The sequence below is a fragment of the Mycobacterium sp. NGS56 genome, from assembly GCF_059812425.1.
In genome coordinates this window covers 284,309-298,736 of the sequence record NZ_JCALCQ010000004.1, presented here as the reverse complement: position 1 = coordinate 298,736, position 14,428 = coordinate 284,309, and the positions used below count along the sequence as shown (strand labels likewise).

The following is a 14,428-nucleotide window of genomic DNA, read 5'->3' as shown; positions in this document are numbered from 1 at the left end:
TAGTGGGTCGCCACCCTGGGGTTAAATCCGGAACTGGTTGAGCGCCCGGACCTTATTCATCACATCGAGCGCCGCCACCTTGTACGCCTCGGAGAACGTGGGGTAGTTGAATACAGCGTCCACCAGATAATCGACGGTGCCGCCACACCCCATCACGGCCTGCCCGATGTGCACCATTTCGGTGGCGCTGGTGCCGAAAATGTGCACGCCGAGCAACTTGAGGTCCGTGGTGGACACCAGCAGTTTGAGCATCCCGTAGGAGTCGCCGGCGATCTGGCCGCGCGCCAGCTCCCGGTATCTGGCCACACCGACCTCGTAGGGGACTGAGTCCTTCGTCAACTCCACCTCGGTGGCGCCGACGTAGGAGACCTCCGGGATGGAGTAGATGCCGATGGGTTGTAACTCGGTGATGCCGTCGGAGGCTTCCCCGAACGCGTGATAGGCGGCCAGGCGTCCCTGTTCCATCGACGTCGCGGCAAGCGCGGGGAAGCCGATCACGTCGCCGACGGCATAGATATGGGGCACTTTGGTCTGGAAATTGTCGTCGACGAAGATCCGGCCTCGGTTGTCGGAATCCAGCTCGGCGTTGTGCAGATCGAGATGATCGGTCTGGCCTTGCCGCCCGGCCGAATACATCACCGTCTCCGCGGGAATCTGTTTGCCGCTGGCCAGGGTGGTCACGGTGCCCGCCGATCCGACGTCGACCGCGGTCACCTCCTCCCCAAACCGGAACGTCACCGCCAGGTCGCGCAGGTGGAACTTCAGCGCCTCGACGACCTCCGGGTCGCAGAAGTCGAGCATGTCGTCGCGCTTCTCCACCACCGTGACCTTGGTGCCCAGCGCGGCGAACATCGAGGCGTACTCGATGCCGATGACGCCGGCGCCGACCACCACCATCGAGGCGGGCAGTGATTTGAGATCGAGGATCCCGTCGGAGTCGAGCACCCGGTGTTCATCGAACTCGACGCCGGAGGGCCGCGCGGGCCGGGTGCCGGTGGCGATGACCACGTATTTACCCGTAATGGTTATCTTTTCGCGCCGCGACGGGTCCTCGACTTCGATGGTGTGCGGGTCGACGAAACGCCCGTGACCGATCAGCAGGTCGATGCGGTTGCGCATCAGCTGGTTGCGCACCACGTCAACTTCCTTGCCAATCACGTGCTGGGTTCGGGCCAGCAGATCGGCCGGAGTGATCTTCTCCTTCACGCGATAGCTCGCGCCGTAGAGTTCGCGCTGGCTCATCCCGGTGAGGTACAGGACCGCCTCGCGCAACGTTTTCGACGGGATGGTGCCGGTCTGGACGCACACACCGCCGAGCATCTGTCCGCGTTCGACGACGGCGACCGACTTACCGAGCTTGGCCGACGCGATGGCGGCCTTCTGTCCGCCGGGCCCGGACCCGATCACCACCATGTCGTACTCTTGCGCCGAACTCATGGCTTAAACATTAAGGCAGCACAACGCACAGTGCTGGGTTCATCCACAGGTCGGTTGCCGGGTCCGCGCACGTGTGCGCCGCTTGACGGTGGCGGCCGTCAGCGTGGGTGCTCATGACGACGCATCGAGAAGACTTCGAACTTTCCCGCCCCGGCGCACTCATCGCCGCGCTGCCGGCCGTCCTCGGCTTCGTTCCCGAAAATTCATTGATATTAGTGTCTTTGGGCGACGGGAGGCTCGGTTCGGTGATGCGGGTCGACCTTTCCGACGAGCTTGTCGATCGGCTGGGGCACCTGGCGGAGGTCACCGCCGCGGCGGCCCCCGAGGCCGTGATCGCGGTGATCGTCGACGCGGACGGGGCCTACTGTCCGAGTTGCAACGAGGAATACCGGCAGCTGTCCGCCGTACTCGATAAAGCGTTGTCGCAGCACAACATCGAGCTGTGGGCCACACATCTGGTCGACAAGGTGGCCCTGGGCGGCCGGTGGCATTGCGCCGAGGGCTGCGGTTCGAGCGGCCTGGTCGATGATCCCGCGGCCTCCCCGCTGGCCGCCGCGGCGGTCCTGGAAGGCAGACGGCTCTATCCGCGTCGCGCCGACCTGGAAGCGGTCATCGCGCCCGGCGATCCGGCGCGCAGCGACGCGCTGGTCGGCGCGCTCCGGCGGCAGGCCGCCCGGCGTCGCGCAGCGCATCGGGCGCATCCGATCCGCTGCACCCGTGCCGACCTAGAGACGGCGATGTCCGCCGCCACCCGGGTCGCGGCCGGGGAATCGCTGTCCGAAACGGAGTTGGCGACGCTGGGCTGCGCACTGAGCGACGCGCAGGTGCGCGACATGCTCTATGCCCTTGCGGTCGGGGAGAGGGCCGGCGAAATTGAATCGCTCTGGGCGCTGCTGGCGCGCACGTTGCCCTCGCCGTGGCGCGTCGAGGCGCTGGTGTTGATCGCGTTCAGCGCGTATGCCCGCGGCGACGGTCCGCTCGCCGGGGTGTCACTGCAGGAGGCGCTGCGCTGTGAGCCCGACCATCGGATGGCCGGCATGCTGGACACCGCCTTGCAATCGGGTCTGCGGCCCGAGGACATCAGGGACCTGGCGTTAACCGGTTACCGCCTGGCAAAGCGGTTTGGGGTGCAGCTACCGCCGCGCAGGCAGTTCGGGCGCAGGGCGGGGTAGGTGGCAGGAACAGCCCGGCTCAGACCTTCTCGACCTTGACCGCGTGCGCCATCTCGTGCGGCAGCGTGACGTTCTCGTGGCCAGGAATGACGATGGTCACCCCGGCGGAGCTCGTCTCGACGGTGACGCGCGCGTTGGGGACGACGCCGGCGTCCTTCAGCCGTGATATCAGGTCGATATCGCCCTGGACGTGTTCGGTCAGCTGGCGCACCACCACCGCCGCGGGCGCGCCAGGCGGCAACTCGGTCAGCCGGACCAGGGGACCGTCCTCGGACCAGGACTCGGGGCCCACGCCCAGGTCCAGAAGCCCGGGGATCGGGTTGCCGAAGGGTGAGGTGGTCGGGTTGTTGAGCACCTTCACCAGGCGACGCTCGACGTCCTCGCTCATCACGTGCTCCCAGCGGCACGCCTCGGCGTGGACCTCTTCCCAGGGCAGGCCGATCACGTCGACCAGCAAGCGTTCGGCGAGGCGGTGCTTGCGCATCACGGAAATGGCCAGCGCCCGGCCCTTGTCGGTGAGTTCGAGGTGGCGGTCACCGGCCACGTGAAGTAGACCGTCCCGCTCCATGCGCGACACGGTTTGGCTGACAGTCGGCCCGCTCTGATCGAGACGTTCGGCGATTCGGGCTCGCAACGGCGTAACGCCCTCTTCTTCGAGGTCGTAGATGGTCCGCAGGTACATCTCGGTGGTGTCAACCAGGTCGTTCATTCAGCACCCTCCGTCGACGCTGAGTCTACTTGCCCAGCTGCGCGAATGGTTGCAACGCCTCCCAGGCAAGCAGTATGCCCGCCGCTGGCGCGGCGGGCATACTGTCTGCTACCTAGCTTGGGTGGGCCTTAGCTCGCGTACGACCGTAGCCTGTCGGCGCGCTCACCGTTGCGGAGTTTCGACATTACGTCCCGTTCGATTTGACGGACCCGCTCGCGAGACAGGCCGAACAGCTTGCCGATCTGGTCCAGCGTGCGCGGCTGGCCGTCGTCCAGGCCGAAACGCAACCGGATCACCTGGTGCTCACGCTCGTCCAGAGTCGCCAACACGCTGCGGATGTCGGTGTGCAGCAGCTCGGCGATCACCGCGTTCTCGGCCGACATCGCTTCGGCGTCCTCGATGAAGTCGCCCAGCGGGGCTTCCTCCTCGGAGCCGACCGGCATGTCCAGGCTTACCGGGTCGCGGCTGTGCTCGAGCAGGTCATTGATTTTTTCGACCGGAATGCCGGATTCGGCGGCCAACTCCTCGTCGGTGGCCTCGCGTCCCAGATTCTGGTGCATCTCGCGCTTTATCCGCGCCAGCTTGTTGACCTGCTCAACCAGGTGAACCGGCAGCCGGATGGTGCGGCTCTGGTCGGCCATGCCGCGGGTGATGGCCTGACGGATCCACCACGTCGCGTAGGTCGAGAATTTGAATCCCTTTGTGTAGTCGAACTTTTCCATCGCGCGGATCAGCCCCAGGTTGCCCTCCTGGATCAGGTCCAATAGTGGCATACCGCGGCCCGTGTAACGCTTGGCCAGCGACACCACCAGACGCAGATTCGCCTCTAGCAGGTGGCGGCGCGCCGCCTGGCCATCACGAACCACGGCCTGCAGATCGCGTTTACGGTTCTCCCCGAGGCGCTTACGCGTTGCGAGCAGGTGTTCGGCATAAAGCCCGGCTTCGATGCGCTTGGCAAGTTCAACTTCGCCGGCGGCGTTGAGAAGTGCCGTCTTACCGATTCCGTTCAGATATACGCGCACTAGGTCCGCTGCGGGGCTTTGAGCATCCAGATCGCCGTCAAATCTGCTCGTGCTGGCGTTCGCCATAGCGACCTCCCGTTCGGCTTTGTTCTGTCATCGAGTTCAACGACAGATCAGCACTGAGAGTTCCCAGCGATTCCGTATCTCACACGCGTTGACGTGCAGAAATGTGCCGCTGACCTGAGAATGTCCTGAGAAGTCCGGTCGGCGGCACCATCGTCAGGGGAAACGGCGGCTAGCTGTGATCGGTTCCTTCACGGCCATCCGTCGGCCACTCCGGCTGCGGGTGGCGGAGTGGCTCCAGCGCGCGCCGTTCGCCCCGGGGGAACAGGGGGGCATGTCGGCGGGCACTGTCGAACCGGCGAGGCTCGTCGGCGCTGCGCGGCGGCCGATCGTTGGCGATCAGCACGGCCATCCAGGGCAGCGGGATTGACAGCGCGACGATCGCCAAGGAGATCAGCCCGTTGTGCCATGCGCCGTAAGCGACCGCGGCCAAGATGAGCGCCGGAATGCGGAAAGCCATCAAGGTCAGGTATTTACGGACCCGTGCACGGTGCTGCTCCTCATACGAGGTCGCCGCGGCGGTGATGAGCACTGGGCGGCTTTTGTTGCCGTCAAAGTCATCGAACCCCGGATCGGAGCCGTGCTTCATTTCTCCACTGTCCCACAACTCACCGATTCCGGCTCAGCCGGTTTCAGGGCCTGCAGGGCAGTGCACAATGTCAGGTATGCAGACCCAAACGATCGAACGCACCGACACCGACGAACGCGTCGACGACGGGACCGGCAGCGACACCCCGAAGTACTTCCACTACGTCAAGAAGGACAAGATCGCCGAGAGCGCGGTGATGGGCAACCACGTTGTCGCCCTGTGCGGCGAGGTGTTTCCCGTCACCAAAGCGGCCAAGCCGGGCTCACCGGTCTGTCCGGACTGCAAGCGGATCTACGACCGGATGAAGAAGGACTGATCAGCCGGGAGGCTCCGCCGGCGCGACGTCGCGTTGCGCGGTGATGGGATTCTTGGTCACGGGATTCGACAGCGTGTCCGCCGCCTTCGCCAGCGCGGGCGAGCGCGACAGCAGCCATCTGCGCAGCCGGTGCGCATGCGTCCTGGGCGCGGGGTATTCCTCCTGGATGGCGGCATTGAGTTCGGCGCCGATCATGATCGCGAAGCCGCCGAAGAACGAGAACAGCAGAAATGCGATCGGCGTGGACAGCGCGCCGTAGGTGTAGCCCGTACTGGTGATCCACTGCAGGTAGATCCGCAGGCCCAGGGTGGCGACCACGAACACCGCGGTGGCCAGCGCCGCACCGAAGATCAGCCGATGCGTCGGCAGCGGTTCCGGCAACGACACGCGGTACAAGATCACCACCCCGAACATCAAGGCGAGGATCAAGGCCGGGTAGTAGCCGTAGCGCAACACGTTGGCCAGGCTGACCGGGATGTGCTCACCGACCTTGCGCGGTCCCAAGACCACCAACGGCGCCGTCGCCACCACGAACACCAGCCCCACCACGTAGAGGAACAACGCGAACAGGCGCTGGCGCACCGGGTGGCGCAACGGCGTTTGGTCGTGCGCTTCGACCACGGAGTCAACGAACGACGAGATGGCCGACGACCCCGCCCACAACGAGATGATGAAACCCAGCGACACCACCTCGCCGCGGGCGTGGTTGGCGATGTCACGCACGGTCGGCTCGATGATCTCGTTGACCACGCTGCGAGAGAACACGCTGTGTGCCGTCGAGATCAGCTGACGCAGGATGCTGGGCAGCATGTCCGGCCCGAACAGCGGAGCCACATACGCCAGGGTGCCCAGCAGCCCGAGCAACAACGGCGGAAGTGACAACGCCGACCAGAAACCAGCCTGAGCCGACTCAGAGAAAATCGAGTCGTCCCAACTCTTAGAAAGAGTCCTCAGAGTGATTCGCCAAATGTGGTGGCGCGACGGTTTTGCGACCTGCTCGCTCATACCCGTCCAGCATTACCGAAGAACGCTCGCATCGCCCACATTGGCGATGGGCGAGTTCGTTGCGGACTAACTTTCGCTTATCTCCAGCACCGCGTCCTGCTCGGTCAGCTTCGCCTCGTGCTCGTTGGCGTGGTGTTGGCAAAAGAGAAGCTCTAGTCCTGAAGGCAGCTTGGCGCGTACACGAGCCGCGGCACCGCAGCGGTCGCAGCGGTCGGCTCTGGTCAGTTCTGGACTCGTCAGAGTTGCATTCATGGCTTCTCCGTTCTCGTACATTCACTTTCTCAGACGTATGGCGTTTTCGCCTTGTTCCCCGATCGTTATCGGGTGTGTCGTTTCTCACGGCGTGGTCAGGTTTGGTTTAAGCGGTGTCTAGGGTGTCCGGTTGTGACCTTCGCCCCCGATGTCCTGGTGCACCTGTGCGGCACCGAAGAGTGGGCGCTGGCCCGTCAGCGCGGCGGGATTCACCCGGGGACCGCTAGTGGCGGCGAGTTCATCCATCTGTCGACGCCGGAGCAGGTGCACCTGCCCGCCAACCGTCTCTACCGCGGTCGTGACGACCTGGTCCTGTTGCACATCGACCCGGCCCGGCTCGACGCGCCGCTGCGATGGGAGCCGGGAGTGGCAACGGATCCGGAGTCAATGTTGTTCCCGCATCTGTACGGTCCGCTGCCGGTGGCCGCTGTGGTCCGGGTCACCGCCTACCCGCCGGCAGACAACGGCGCATTCGCACCGATCGTGGGCGGCGAATCGGGTCAGCCGACATAGGCGTCGGCCTCGATCTCCACCAGCAGCTCGGGGGCGATCAGCGCCGACACTTCGACCATAGTGGCCGCGGGGCGTATCGAACCGAAGATTTGCTCGTGCACGGCCCCCACCTCGTGCCAGCGCGAGATGTCAGTGACGTAGATGCGGGTGCGCACCACATCGCTGAGCGTCGCGCCCGCTTGATGCAACGCGATCTCGATGCGGCGCAAAGCATCTCGTGTCTGAGCGACGATGTCCCCGGCGGGTCCGACGCCGGTTGTTCCGGCCACCGCGACATGCGGGCCGATCCGCACCGCGCGCGAATAACCCACCGCCGACTCGAAGGCGGATTCTCCAGAGACCAGGTTGCGGTTGGTTGACATGGGAGTCACCGTACGTCGGGGGTGCCGGTGGCGCAGCCGAATTCTCTGCTGGCAGCGGCCGTTCGACTGAGGCGCCGCAGTGAAAGTCGAAATAGACTGCACGCCAAGCATTCTGGAGTAGCAGCCGAAATTTGCTTGGCCGTCAGGGCCGGACGAGTGCAGCGGCCGAACATATCGGTTTCTCATCATGGCCGCTCATGAGTTACCTCTGATCGCCACCCGGACCGACAAGCATCGATTGAGCATCAGTTGTGTGGCGCATACATACCCATTTCTCGCTGGACGTGGCGCGGGAGAATCCGTGGCCTCAACATCGATTCATGTCGACTACGTTGCTATGTCCTGATCTCTGCCCCGAGTGCAGCTATCCCACGCTCGAGCCAGGTCTGTGCTACTTCTGCATCCCCACAGTTGATTCGTCAGTCATCGTCGTCACGACCCGTCAGGCCGGTTCGCGAAGCGTGCACTGACGTGCAATGTCGCTTGGCCGGCAGCGCGATCAGTACCTTCGCTGTGGCCGGCTGACTCAAAACGGCCCGCCTAGGGCCGCTGCGACGGCGATACCTGCATGTCCGCCGCTCAGTCCAGGTAGTCGCGCAACACCTGGGAGCGGCTGGGATGGCGCAGCTTCGACATGGTCTTGGACTCGATTTGGCGGATGCGCTCACGGGTCACGCCGTAAACCTGCCCGATCTCGTCAAGCGTGCGCGGTTGACCGTCGGTGAGACCGAAACGCAGCCGCACGACGCCCGCCTCACGCTCCGACAGGGTCTCCAGCACCGACTGGAGCTGGTCTTGGAGCAGCGTGAACGACACCGCGTCCACGGCCACCACGGCCTCGCTGTCCTCGATGAAATCGCCCAGCTGGCTGTCGCCCTCGTCACCGATCGTCTGGTCCAACGAGATCGGCTCGCGGGCGTATTGCTGGATCTCGAGCACCTTTTCGGGCGTGATGTCCATTTCCTTGGCCAGCTCTTCAGGCGTGGGCTCGCGGCCCAAGTCCTGCAGCAGCTCGCGCTGGATACGGCCCAGCTTGTTGATCACCTCGACCATATGCACCGGGATGCGGATGGTGCGGGCCTGGTCGGCCATGGCGCGGGTGATGGCCTGACGGATCCACCACGTCGCGTAAGTGGAGAACTTGTAACCCTTGGTGTAGTCGAACTTCTCGACCGCGCGGATCAGGCCCAGGTTGCCCTCTTGGATGAGGTCCAGGAACGCCATGCCCCGCCCGGTATAGCGCTTCGCCAGCGACACCACCAGTCGCAGGTTGGCTTCCAGCAGATGGTTCTTCGCACGGTCGCCGTCGCGGCAGATCCACACCATGTCGCGACGCTGCGCAGCGGGCAGTTTATCGCCGCGCTCCGTCATCTCGGTCATCAGCTGTGTCGCGTATAGTCCGGCCTCGATCCGCTTGGCCAGCTCGACCTCTTCTTCGGCGTTGAGCAGCGCGACCTTACCGATCTGCTTGAGGTAGGCGCGAACCGAGTCGGCGGAGGCCGTCAGCTCGGCGTCCTTACGGGCCTGCCGCAGCGCCTCGGACTCATCCTCGTCCCACACGAAATCGCCGGAGGCTTTGTCCTTTTCGCTGGGCTCGGCGATCTCCTCGTCGTCCTCTGCCGCAGCCTCGCCGCCCTTGGCGGACTTCGCAGCGGCCTCTTCCTCGCCCTCGCCGGCGTCCGCCTCGCTCTCATCGGAGTCTTGGCCGTCGGGCGCTACGTCGTCCTCGAGGTCGTCGAGGCTCAGGTCGGCCTCGATGTCGAGGTCTTCGACGGGCTCGACATCGAGGTCGGGTTCGCCGTCGAGATCCTCGACGGCGCCGTCGGCATCGAGGGCCTTGGGATCCGCCGGCCCATCCTTGGCCGCTTTGGTTCCGCGCGCCGCCGGCGCCTTGGCGCCGGCGCCCTTGGCAGCGGCGCGGGTCTTCTTGGGGTCGGCCGCTGGGTCGGCCTTGGACTTAGGGGTCGGCGATGCCGTCTTGGCGGCGCGTTTGGCGGGCGCCGAGCCGTTCGCAGCCTTGGCAGCCGGTCGCTTGGCGGGGGACGACGACGACTTCGTGGCGGTGCGTTTCACCGGCCCATCCGTCGCCGGGCTTGCTTTCGTCGCTGCCACTTACACCCCTTCGTTTGGGCTCACCTTCGGTGGGTATTGGGCATGGTTAACCGAAAGTGTCTGCTATGTCGATGTCGGCGTTGGTATCAGCGTGAGTAGTCGCACGCTGTCGGTTGGGCGTTCGCCGAGCACCATTGTAACGACAGTGCGCGGTACTACGGCTCTGCCGGGCGAAATCAGTGGGTCACGTCCGAGGTCGCGGCCATCGCCGCGCCGACGATCCCGGCGGTGTTGAGCAGGGCCGCGGCCACGACCGGGGTGCGGTTGGTCAGCAGCGGCAACCATTTGTCGGCCTTACGGCTGATTCCGCCGCCCGCGATGAACAGATCGGGCCAGACCGCGTTCTCGATGCTCACCAGCACCTTGGTCACCTGCTTGGCCCACCTTTCGTAGGACCAGCCGTTCTTCTCCTTCACCGAGGACGCCGCCCGCTGTTCGGCCTCCTTGCCGCCGACCTCGAGATGGCCGAACTCGGTGTTGGGGATCAGCGTCCCGTTGTGAATCACCGCAGAACCGATCCCGGTGCCGAAGGTCAGCAGCACCACCAGGCCCGACTGGTTTTTGCCCGCACCGTAATGCTCCTCAGCCAGCCCGGCCGCGTCGGCGTCGTTGAGGACGATGACGTCTTGACCATTCAGCTCAGCGCTGATGACGTCGCGCGCGTTGGTGCCGATCCACGCCTTGTCCACGTTGGCCGCCGTCTGCACGACACCGTGCGTGACGACTCCGGGATAGGTCACTCCGAGCGGGCCGGTCCACCCGAAAGTGTTGACCACCTCAGCGATGGTTTTGGCCACCGCCGACGGCGTCGCGGGCTGCGGGGTGAGCAGCTTGACCCGCTCGCCGATCAACCGTCCGGTGTCCATGTCGACGATGCCGCCCTTGATGCCGCTGCCGCCGACGTCGATGCCGAACCCGCGACGCTGTGGCCTGCCATCGCCGGCAGCGGTACCGGGCGTATCCGTGATCGAGTCGGTGCTGGTCATCGAATCTCCTCGGCGTGACTGGGCTGTCCGCTCACCTTAGCGCCGCGGCGGTGCGGCCCGTGGGCCTCTGCGCGAGCGTGGCGGCTGTGATCCGATAGACCGGTGACCCCTTCGAATGACGAGCTCGTGCGGCTGCGTTCCGTCGCTGAAACCTTGGCCGCGGAGGCCGCCGCGTTCGTGAGGCGTCGGCGGGCAGAGGTTTTCGGCGCCGACGCGGCCAGTGATGACAGTGGCGCGGTGCGATCGAAGAGCACCCCGACCGATCCGGTGACCGTCGTCGACACGGAAACCGAACGGCTCTTGCGCGACCGGCTGGCCGAATTACGGCCTGGGGACCCGATTCTCGGCGAGGAGGGCGGCGGGCCTGCCGATCCGGCGGGCACACCGGCCGGATCGGTCACCTGGGTGCTCGATCCCATCGACGGCACTGTGAATTTCGTTTACGGCATCCCCGCCTACGCCGTGTCGGTCGGCGCACAGATCAACGGTGAGTCGGTCGCCGGGGCGGTCGCCGACGTCGTCGGAAACCGGGTGTACTCGGCGGCGGTGGGGCTGGGTGCGCACGTCACCGATGACGAGGGGACGCAGTCGCTACAGAGCGCCGCCGTCGACGATTTGTCGATGGCGTTGGTGGGCACCGGTTTCGGCTATTCCCGGCAGCGCCGCGCGGCGCAGGCGGCACTGTTGGCGCGCATGCTGCCGGTGGTCCGCGATGTTCGTCGGATCGGCTCGGCGGCACTGGATCTGTGCATGGTCGCCTCGGGCCGCCTGGATGCCTTCTACGAACACGGTCTGCAGGTGTGGGATCGCGCCGCGGGTGCGCTGATCGCGGCGGAGGCGGGAGCCCGGGTGGTTCTGCCCGCGCCCGGCGTGGCCGGGGCCGGCCTTGCGCTGGCCGCCGCGCCCGGAATCGCCGACGAACTGCTGGCCGTTCTGGAGCGCTTCAACGGCACAGATCCGATTCTGGATTGACCGTCGGCGTCAGCAGCTGCTGGCGTGAATCTTGGCCAGCAGCGTGGGATCTGAGGGTTCGGTGGCGCCCGGACGCAGGGTGGCGAGCACGGCGTCGATGTCGTCGTTGTGGGCCAACGCGCTGAAGTCGGTGCCCAGGGAGAGGTCGACCGAGTCGTCGGCGCGGTTGTCGTTGAACAGCTCTGTGCACGGCGCGACCAGCCACACGGCGGCCGCGGTGGCCTGTCCGGCCGTGCCGAAACGGATTTGGCCCTGACAAGTGAGTCTGGTGCCCGCGTAGAGGGGGTCATTGGCGGCGGTGGGTTGCGCGAAGCCGAGGTCTTTCATGGCGCCCGCGACGTCGCCGGCCTGGCCGCCCCGGCCGCTGGCGTTGAGGACGCGAACTTTGGTGTCCGCCAGCTTGGCTGGCGTGACGTCCATCATGGCGCTGCGTGACACCTGCTCACCGAGCTGGGCCGGTGCCGAGCCGGCCGACTCCGGCGGCGGATTGCACACCGCGGCTTCGTGCACCCTTGCGGGGCGCGTCAGCGCGATCGTCCAGATCACCGCGGTGGCCACTGCGAGAACGACCACCGCGACGATCGCGGGCCGGGGGTTGCGGCGCCGAAAAGGCCGACCGTGCTTGTCAAACGCTGTACCCTCGGTGATTTGCGTGACCACAGGTGCACTCTAACCGCACGCTAAACCCACTGTTCAGAGACGAGCGCAAGGGTAAGAATAGGAGTGTGAGGTAAATCACACCTTAATGCACCGCGATACGGGCACGAATCATTTGGTGGATGCGTTCGACGCTGGTACAAAGCGATGCTTGGATATCGCGGGGATGCAGAGGCAATAGGGCAGGGGAAGAGATATGCCTACCGACTATGACGCTCCACGGCGCACCGAGACCGACGACGTTTCGGAGGACTCGCTGGAGGAGCTCAAAGCGCGACGGAACGAGGCGGCTTCGGCCGTTGTCGATGTCGACGAATCTGAATCCGCTGAGAACTTTGAGCTGCCGGGTGCCGACCTGTCCGGTGAGGAACTGTCGGTGCGAGTGATTCCGAAGCAGGCCGACGAGTTCACCTGCTCGAGCTGTTTCCTGGTGCAACACCGCAGTCGGCTGGCCAGCGAGAAGAACGGCGTGATGATCTGTACCGACTGCGCGGCCTGATAGCCGCACTCACCGTGTCAGTGCCGACAGCACTCGTTCGGGGTGACGGCAGCTCACCAGCCAGTACGGCGTCGGATCGTCCGGATCGTCGAGGACCGCAAGGATCATCGGTCCCACCCATGCCCTATGGAGGACGTAGGCCGCCGGGTCCAGCTGACGGCCCAACGCGGCGGACTTGGCCGAGGGCGCGATTTCCGCGGACCGGGAGATCGCGGTGATCGGCAGATGCGCCGGCCCGGCCCACAGCTGTGTTTCGCCCGGCGCCGCGGGGTCTTCGGTGACGCGGATCTCGATGCGGCCCAGCCACAGCAGCGCCGCGGCCGCGACCGCGAACAGCGTCGCGTACGGCCACCAGGTCGAGTGGCGGGTGACGCCCATGTTGAATTCGAAAGCGATGATGCCCGCCAGCGCGAAGGCCGGGGGCCACCACCACCACGGAACCCACAATCGTTCGCGATACCGCACGTTGTGCGGCGCGACGCGCGTATCGGACACGCAGTCAAGGGTAGTCTGTGGCCCCGTGTCGACCAGTTTGGCCATCGTCCGTCTTGATCCGGAGCTTCCGCTGCCCAGCCGCGCCCATGAGGGCGACGCCGGGATCGATCTCTACAGCGCAGAAGACGTGAAACTGGAGCCCGGGCGCCGCGCCCTGGTGCGAACGGGGATCGCGGTGGCCATTCCGTTCGGGATGGTCGGCTTGGTGCATCCACGGTCGGGACTGGCTGCGCGAGTTGGACTTTCGATCGTCAACAGTCCCGGTACCGTCGATGCAGGCTATCGCGGCGAGATCAAGGTTGCGCTGATCAACTTGGACCCGACTGAGCCGATCGTGGTGCACCGCGGCGACCGGATCGCCCAGTTGTTGGTGCAGCGAGTCGAATTAGTGGAGCTGGTCGAAGTCTCGTCGTTCGACGACGCCGGGCTGGCCGAAACATCCCGTGGCGACGGCGGTCACGGTTCCTCCGGCGGACATGCGAGTTTGTGATGGCATTCGGTAAACGCACACCCAAAGACGACGACACCCCCGGTGCCGACACATCAGCGGCGGACGAGGTCGCGACCCGCGACGCCGACGAGCCGGCGCCCGAAGAGCTCGAGGGCCCCTTCGATATCGAGGACTTCGACGACCCCGCGGTCGCCGAGTTGGCCCGGCTTGACCTGGGCTCGGTGCTCATTCCGATGCCGGAGGCCGGCCAACTGCAGGTCGAGCTGACCGAAACCGGTGTGCCCAGCGCGGTCTGGGTCGTCACGCCGAACGGCCGTTTCACCATCGCCGCCTACGCCGCGCCGAAAACGGGTGGCCTGTGGCGTGAAGTGGCCGGCGAGCTCGCCGAATCGCTGCGCAACGACTCCGCCCAAGTGAGCATCAAGGACGGGCCGTGGGGTCGCGAAGTGGTGGGCACCGCCGCGGGCGTGGTGCGCTTCATCGGGGTCGATGGCTATCGATGGATGATCCGCTGCGTCATCAACGGCTCGCAGGAGACGATGGAAGCCCTGGAGCAGGAGGCGCGAGCGGCCTTGGCGGACACCGTGGTTCGGCGTGGTGACACGCCGTTGCCGGTGCGCACACCGCTGACCGTCCAGCTACCCGAGCCGATGGCGCAGCAGCTGCGCGAAGCTGCCGCTGCCCAACAGGCCGCACAGCAGGACGACGCCCAACGGGCCGAAGGGCAACAGGCGCCGCCCAGCGAGCCGGCCGCGCGCCGCAGCGCCGACGGGTCGGCGATGCAACAACTGCGCACCACGACCGGCGGCTGACCGG

The 14,428-nt window shown here is 65.8% G+C and carries 18 protein-coding genes; 7 read left to right on the top strand and 11 right to left on the bottom strand.

Annotated elements, in window-relative coordinates:
- Positions 1-21: 21 nt before the first annotated feature.
- Entirely contained in the window at positions 22-1,437 is a 1,416-nt protein-coding gene (gene sthA, locus AC5Y4F_RS14365; RefSeq protein ID WP_067935814.1) for a Si-specific NAD(P)(+) transhydrogenase, read from the bottom strand.
- A gap of 113 nt (positions 1,438-1,550) precedes the next feature.
- On the opposite strand from sthA, the gene AC5Y4F_RS14360 reads away from it, so the two are divergent.
- Entirely contained in the window at positions 1,551-2,609 is a 1,059-nt protein-coding gene (locus AC5Y4F_RS14360; RefSeq protein WP_067935813.1) for a DUF4192 domain-containing protein, read from the top strand.
- A 19-nt stretch (positions 2,610-2,628) separates the two neighbouring features.
- Here the strand turns inward: AC5Y4F_RS14360 and AC5Y4F_RS14355 are convergent, their stop codons facing one another.
- The 3 genes from AC5Y4F_RS14355 to AC5Y4F_RS14345 form a co-directional block, all read right to left on the bottom strand.
- A complete protein-coding gene (locus AC5Y4F_RS14355; RefSeq protein WP_067935812.1) occupies positions 2,629-3,318 on the bottom strand; it encodes an iron-dependent transcriptional repressor DtxR in 690 nt (229 codons plus the stop codon).
- A 128-nt stretch (positions 3,319-3,446) separates the two neighbouring features.
- Positions 3,447-4,406: a sigma-70 family RNA polymerase sigma factor SigB gene (gene sigB, locus AC5Y4F_RS14350; protein ID WP_067127016.1), complete on the bottom strand. Its 960-nt coding sequence runs from the start codon at positions 4,404-4,406 to the stop codon at positions 3,447-3,449.
- Between the two features lie 169 nt (positions 4,407-4,575).
- Positions 4,576-5,010 carry a DUF3099 domain-containing protein gene (locus AC5Y4F_RS14345; RefSeq protein ID WP_197520586.1) on the bottom strand — a complete coding sequence of 145 codons (435 nt, stop codon included), beginning with the start codon at positions 5,008-5,010 and terminating at the stop codon, positions 4,576-4,578.
- A 58-nt stretch (positions 5,011-5,068) separates the two neighbouring features.
- On the opposite strand from AC5Y4F_RS14345, the gene AC5Y4F_RS14340 reads away from it, so the two are divergent.
- Complete coding sequence (locus AC5Y4F_RS14340) at positions 5,069-5,308, top strand: DUF3039 domain-containing protein (RefSeq protein ID WP_067935806.1); 240 nt, start codon at positions 5,069-5,071, stop codon at positions 5,306-5,308.
- Here the strand turns inward: AC5Y4F_RS14340 and AC5Y4F_RS14335 are convergent, their stop codons facing one another.
- Both AC5Y4F_RS14335 and AC5Y4F_RS14330 read right to left on the bottom strand, forming a co-directional pair.
- Entirely contained in the window at positions 5,309-6,313 is a 1,005-nt protein-coding gene (locus AC5Y4F_RS14335; protein ID WP_067935802.1) for a YihY/virulence factor BrkB family protein, read from the bottom strand. It abuts the gene before it with no gap.
- Positions 6,314-6,379: 66 nt separating this feature from the next.
- A complete protein-coding gene (locus AC5Y4F_RS14330) occupies positions 6,380-6,565 on the bottom strand; it encodes a DUF7455 domain-containing protein (RefSeq protein ID WP_082947666.1) in 186 nt (61 codons plus the stop codon).
- Positions 6,566-6,697: 132 nt separating this feature from the next.
- Between AC5Y4F_RS14330 and AC5Y4F_RS14325 the strand changes: the two genes are divergently transcribed.
- Positions 6,698-7,078 (top strand): DUF952 domain-containing protein, encoded by a 381-nt coding sequence (locus tag AC5Y4F_RS14325; protein ID WP_067935801.1) that lies wholly within the window; start codon positions 6,698-6,700, stop codon positions 7,076-7,078.
- On the opposite strand, the gene AC5Y4F_RS14320 is transcribed toward AC5Y4F_RS14325, so the two are convergent.
- From AC5Y4F_RS14320 to ppgK, 3 genes are all read right to left on the bottom strand, one after another.
- Complete coding sequence (locus AC5Y4F_RS14320) at positions 7,066-7,440, bottom strand: RidA family protein (RefSeq protein WP_499997429.1); 375 nt, start codon at positions 7,438-7,440, stop codon at positions 7,066-7,068. The genes AC5Y4F_RS14325 and AC5Y4F_RS14320 overlap by 13 nt on opposite strands.
- 579 nt (positions 7,441-8,019) lie before the next feature.
- Entirely contained in the window at positions 8,020-9,552 is a 1,533-nt protein-coding gene (locus AC5Y4F_RS14315) for an RNA polymerase sigma factor (protein WP_156750089.1), read from the bottom strand.
- A 176-nt stretch (positions 9,553-9,728) separates the two neighbouring features.
- Positions 9,729-10,538 carry a polyphosphate--glucose phosphotransferase gene (gene ppgK, locus AC5Y4F_RS14310; RefSeq protein ID WP_067935764.1) on the bottom strand — a complete coding sequence of 270 codons (810 nt, stop codon included), beginning with the start codon at positions 10,536-10,538 and terminating at the stop codon, positions 9,729-9,731.
- 102 nt (positions 10,539-10,640) lie between these two features.
- On the opposite strand from ppgK, the gene AC5Y4F_RS14305 reads away from it, so the two are divergent.
- On the top strand, positions 10,641-11,510 hold the full coding sequence (locus AC5Y4F_RS14305) for an inositol monophosphatase family protein (protein WP_067935762.1): 870 nt from the start codon (positions 10,641-10,643) through the stop codon (positions 11,508-11,510).
- A gap of 9 nt (positions 11,511-11,519) precedes the next feature.
- Here AC5Y4F_RS14305 and cei read toward each other — a convergent pair whose 3' ends face one another.
- On the bottom strand, positions 11,520-12,170 hold the full coding sequence (gene cei, locus AC5Y4F_RS14300) for an envelope integrity protein Cei (RefSeq protein WP_499997423.1): 651 nt from the start codon (positions 12,168-12,170) through the stop codon (positions 11,520-11,522).
- A 193-nt stretch (positions 12,171-12,363) separates the two neighbouring features.
- On the opposite strand from cei, the gene AC5Y4F_RS14295 reads away from it, so the two are divergent.
- Positions 12,364-12,666, top strand: coding sequence for a DUF4193 domain-containing protein (locus AC5Y4F_RS14295; protein ID WP_036468275.1), 303 nt, complete (start codon positions 12,364-12,366; stop codon positions 12,664-12,666).
- 9 nt (positions 12,667-12,675) lie between these two features.
- Here AC5Y4F_RS14295 and AC5Y4F_RS14290 read toward each other — a convergent pair whose 3' ends face one another.
- The gene (locus AC5Y4F_RS14290) at positions 12,676-13,161 is read right to left on the bottom strand and encodes a DUF3093 domain-containing protein (RefSeq protein ID WP_067935756.1); all 486 of its coding nucleotides are present in this window, start codon (positions 13,159-13,161) and stop codon (positions 12,676-12,678) included.
- A 25-nt stretch (positions 13,162-13,186) separates the two neighbouring features.
- Between AC5Y4F_RS14290 and dut the strand changes: the two genes are divergently transcribed.
- Both dut and AC5Y4F_RS14280 read left to right on the top strand, forming a co-directional pair.
- Positions 13,187-13,651 (top strand): dUTP diphosphatase, encoded by a 465-nt coding sequence (gene dut, locus AC5Y4F_RS14285; protein WP_067935755.1) that lies wholly within the window; start codon positions 13,187-13,189, stop codon positions 13,649-13,651.
- Entirely contained in the window at positions 13,648-14,424 is a 777-nt protein-coding gene (locus AC5Y4F_RS14280) for a DUF3710 domain-containing protein (RefSeq protein WP_499997420.1), read from the top strand. Before dut ends, AC5Y4F_RS14280 begins: the two co-directional genes overlap by 4 nt.
- The last annotated feature ends 4 nt before the right edge of the window (positions 14,425-14,428 follow it).

Coding starts and splice junctions, on each gene's coding strand:
- sthA (WP_067935814.1), bottom strand. CDS start 1,437: ATGAGTTCGGCGCAAGAGTACGACATGGTGGTGATCGGGTCCGGGCCC.
- AC5Y4F_RS14360 (WP_067935813.1), top strand. CDS start 1,551: ATGACGACGCATCGAGAAGACTTCGAACTTTCCCGCCCCGGCGCACTC.
- AC5Y4F_RS14355 (WP_067935812.1), bottom strand. CDS start 3,318: ATGAACGACCTGGTTGACACCACCGAGATGTACCTGCGGACCATCTAC.
- sigB (WP_067127016.1), bottom strand. CDS start 4,406: ATGGCGAACGCCAGCACGAGCAGATTTGACGGCGATCTGGATGCTCAA.
- AC5Y4F_RS14340 (WP_067935806.1), top strand. CDS start 5,069: ATGCAGACCCAAACGATCGAACGCACCGACACCGACGAACGCGTCGAC.
- AC5Y4F_RS14335 (WP_067935802.1), bottom strand. CDS start 6,313: ATGAGCGAGCAGGTCGCAAAACCGTCGCGCCACCACATTTGGCGAATC.
- AC5Y4F_RS14330 (WP_082947666.1), bottom strand. CDS start 6,565: ATGAATGCAACTCTGACGAGTCCAGAACTGACCAGAGCCGACCGCTGC.
- AC5Y4F_RS14320 (WP_499997429.1), bottom strand. CDS start 7,440: ATGTCAACCAACCGCAACCTGGTCTCTGGAGAATCCGCCTTCGAGTCG.
- ppgK (WP_067935764.1), bottom strand. CDS start 10,538: ATGACCAGCACCGACTCGATCACGGATACGCCCGGTACCGCTGCCGGC.
- AC5Y4F_RS14295 (WP_036468275.1), top strand. CDS start 12,364: ATGCCTACCGACTATGACGCTCCACGGCGCACCGAGACCGACGACGTT.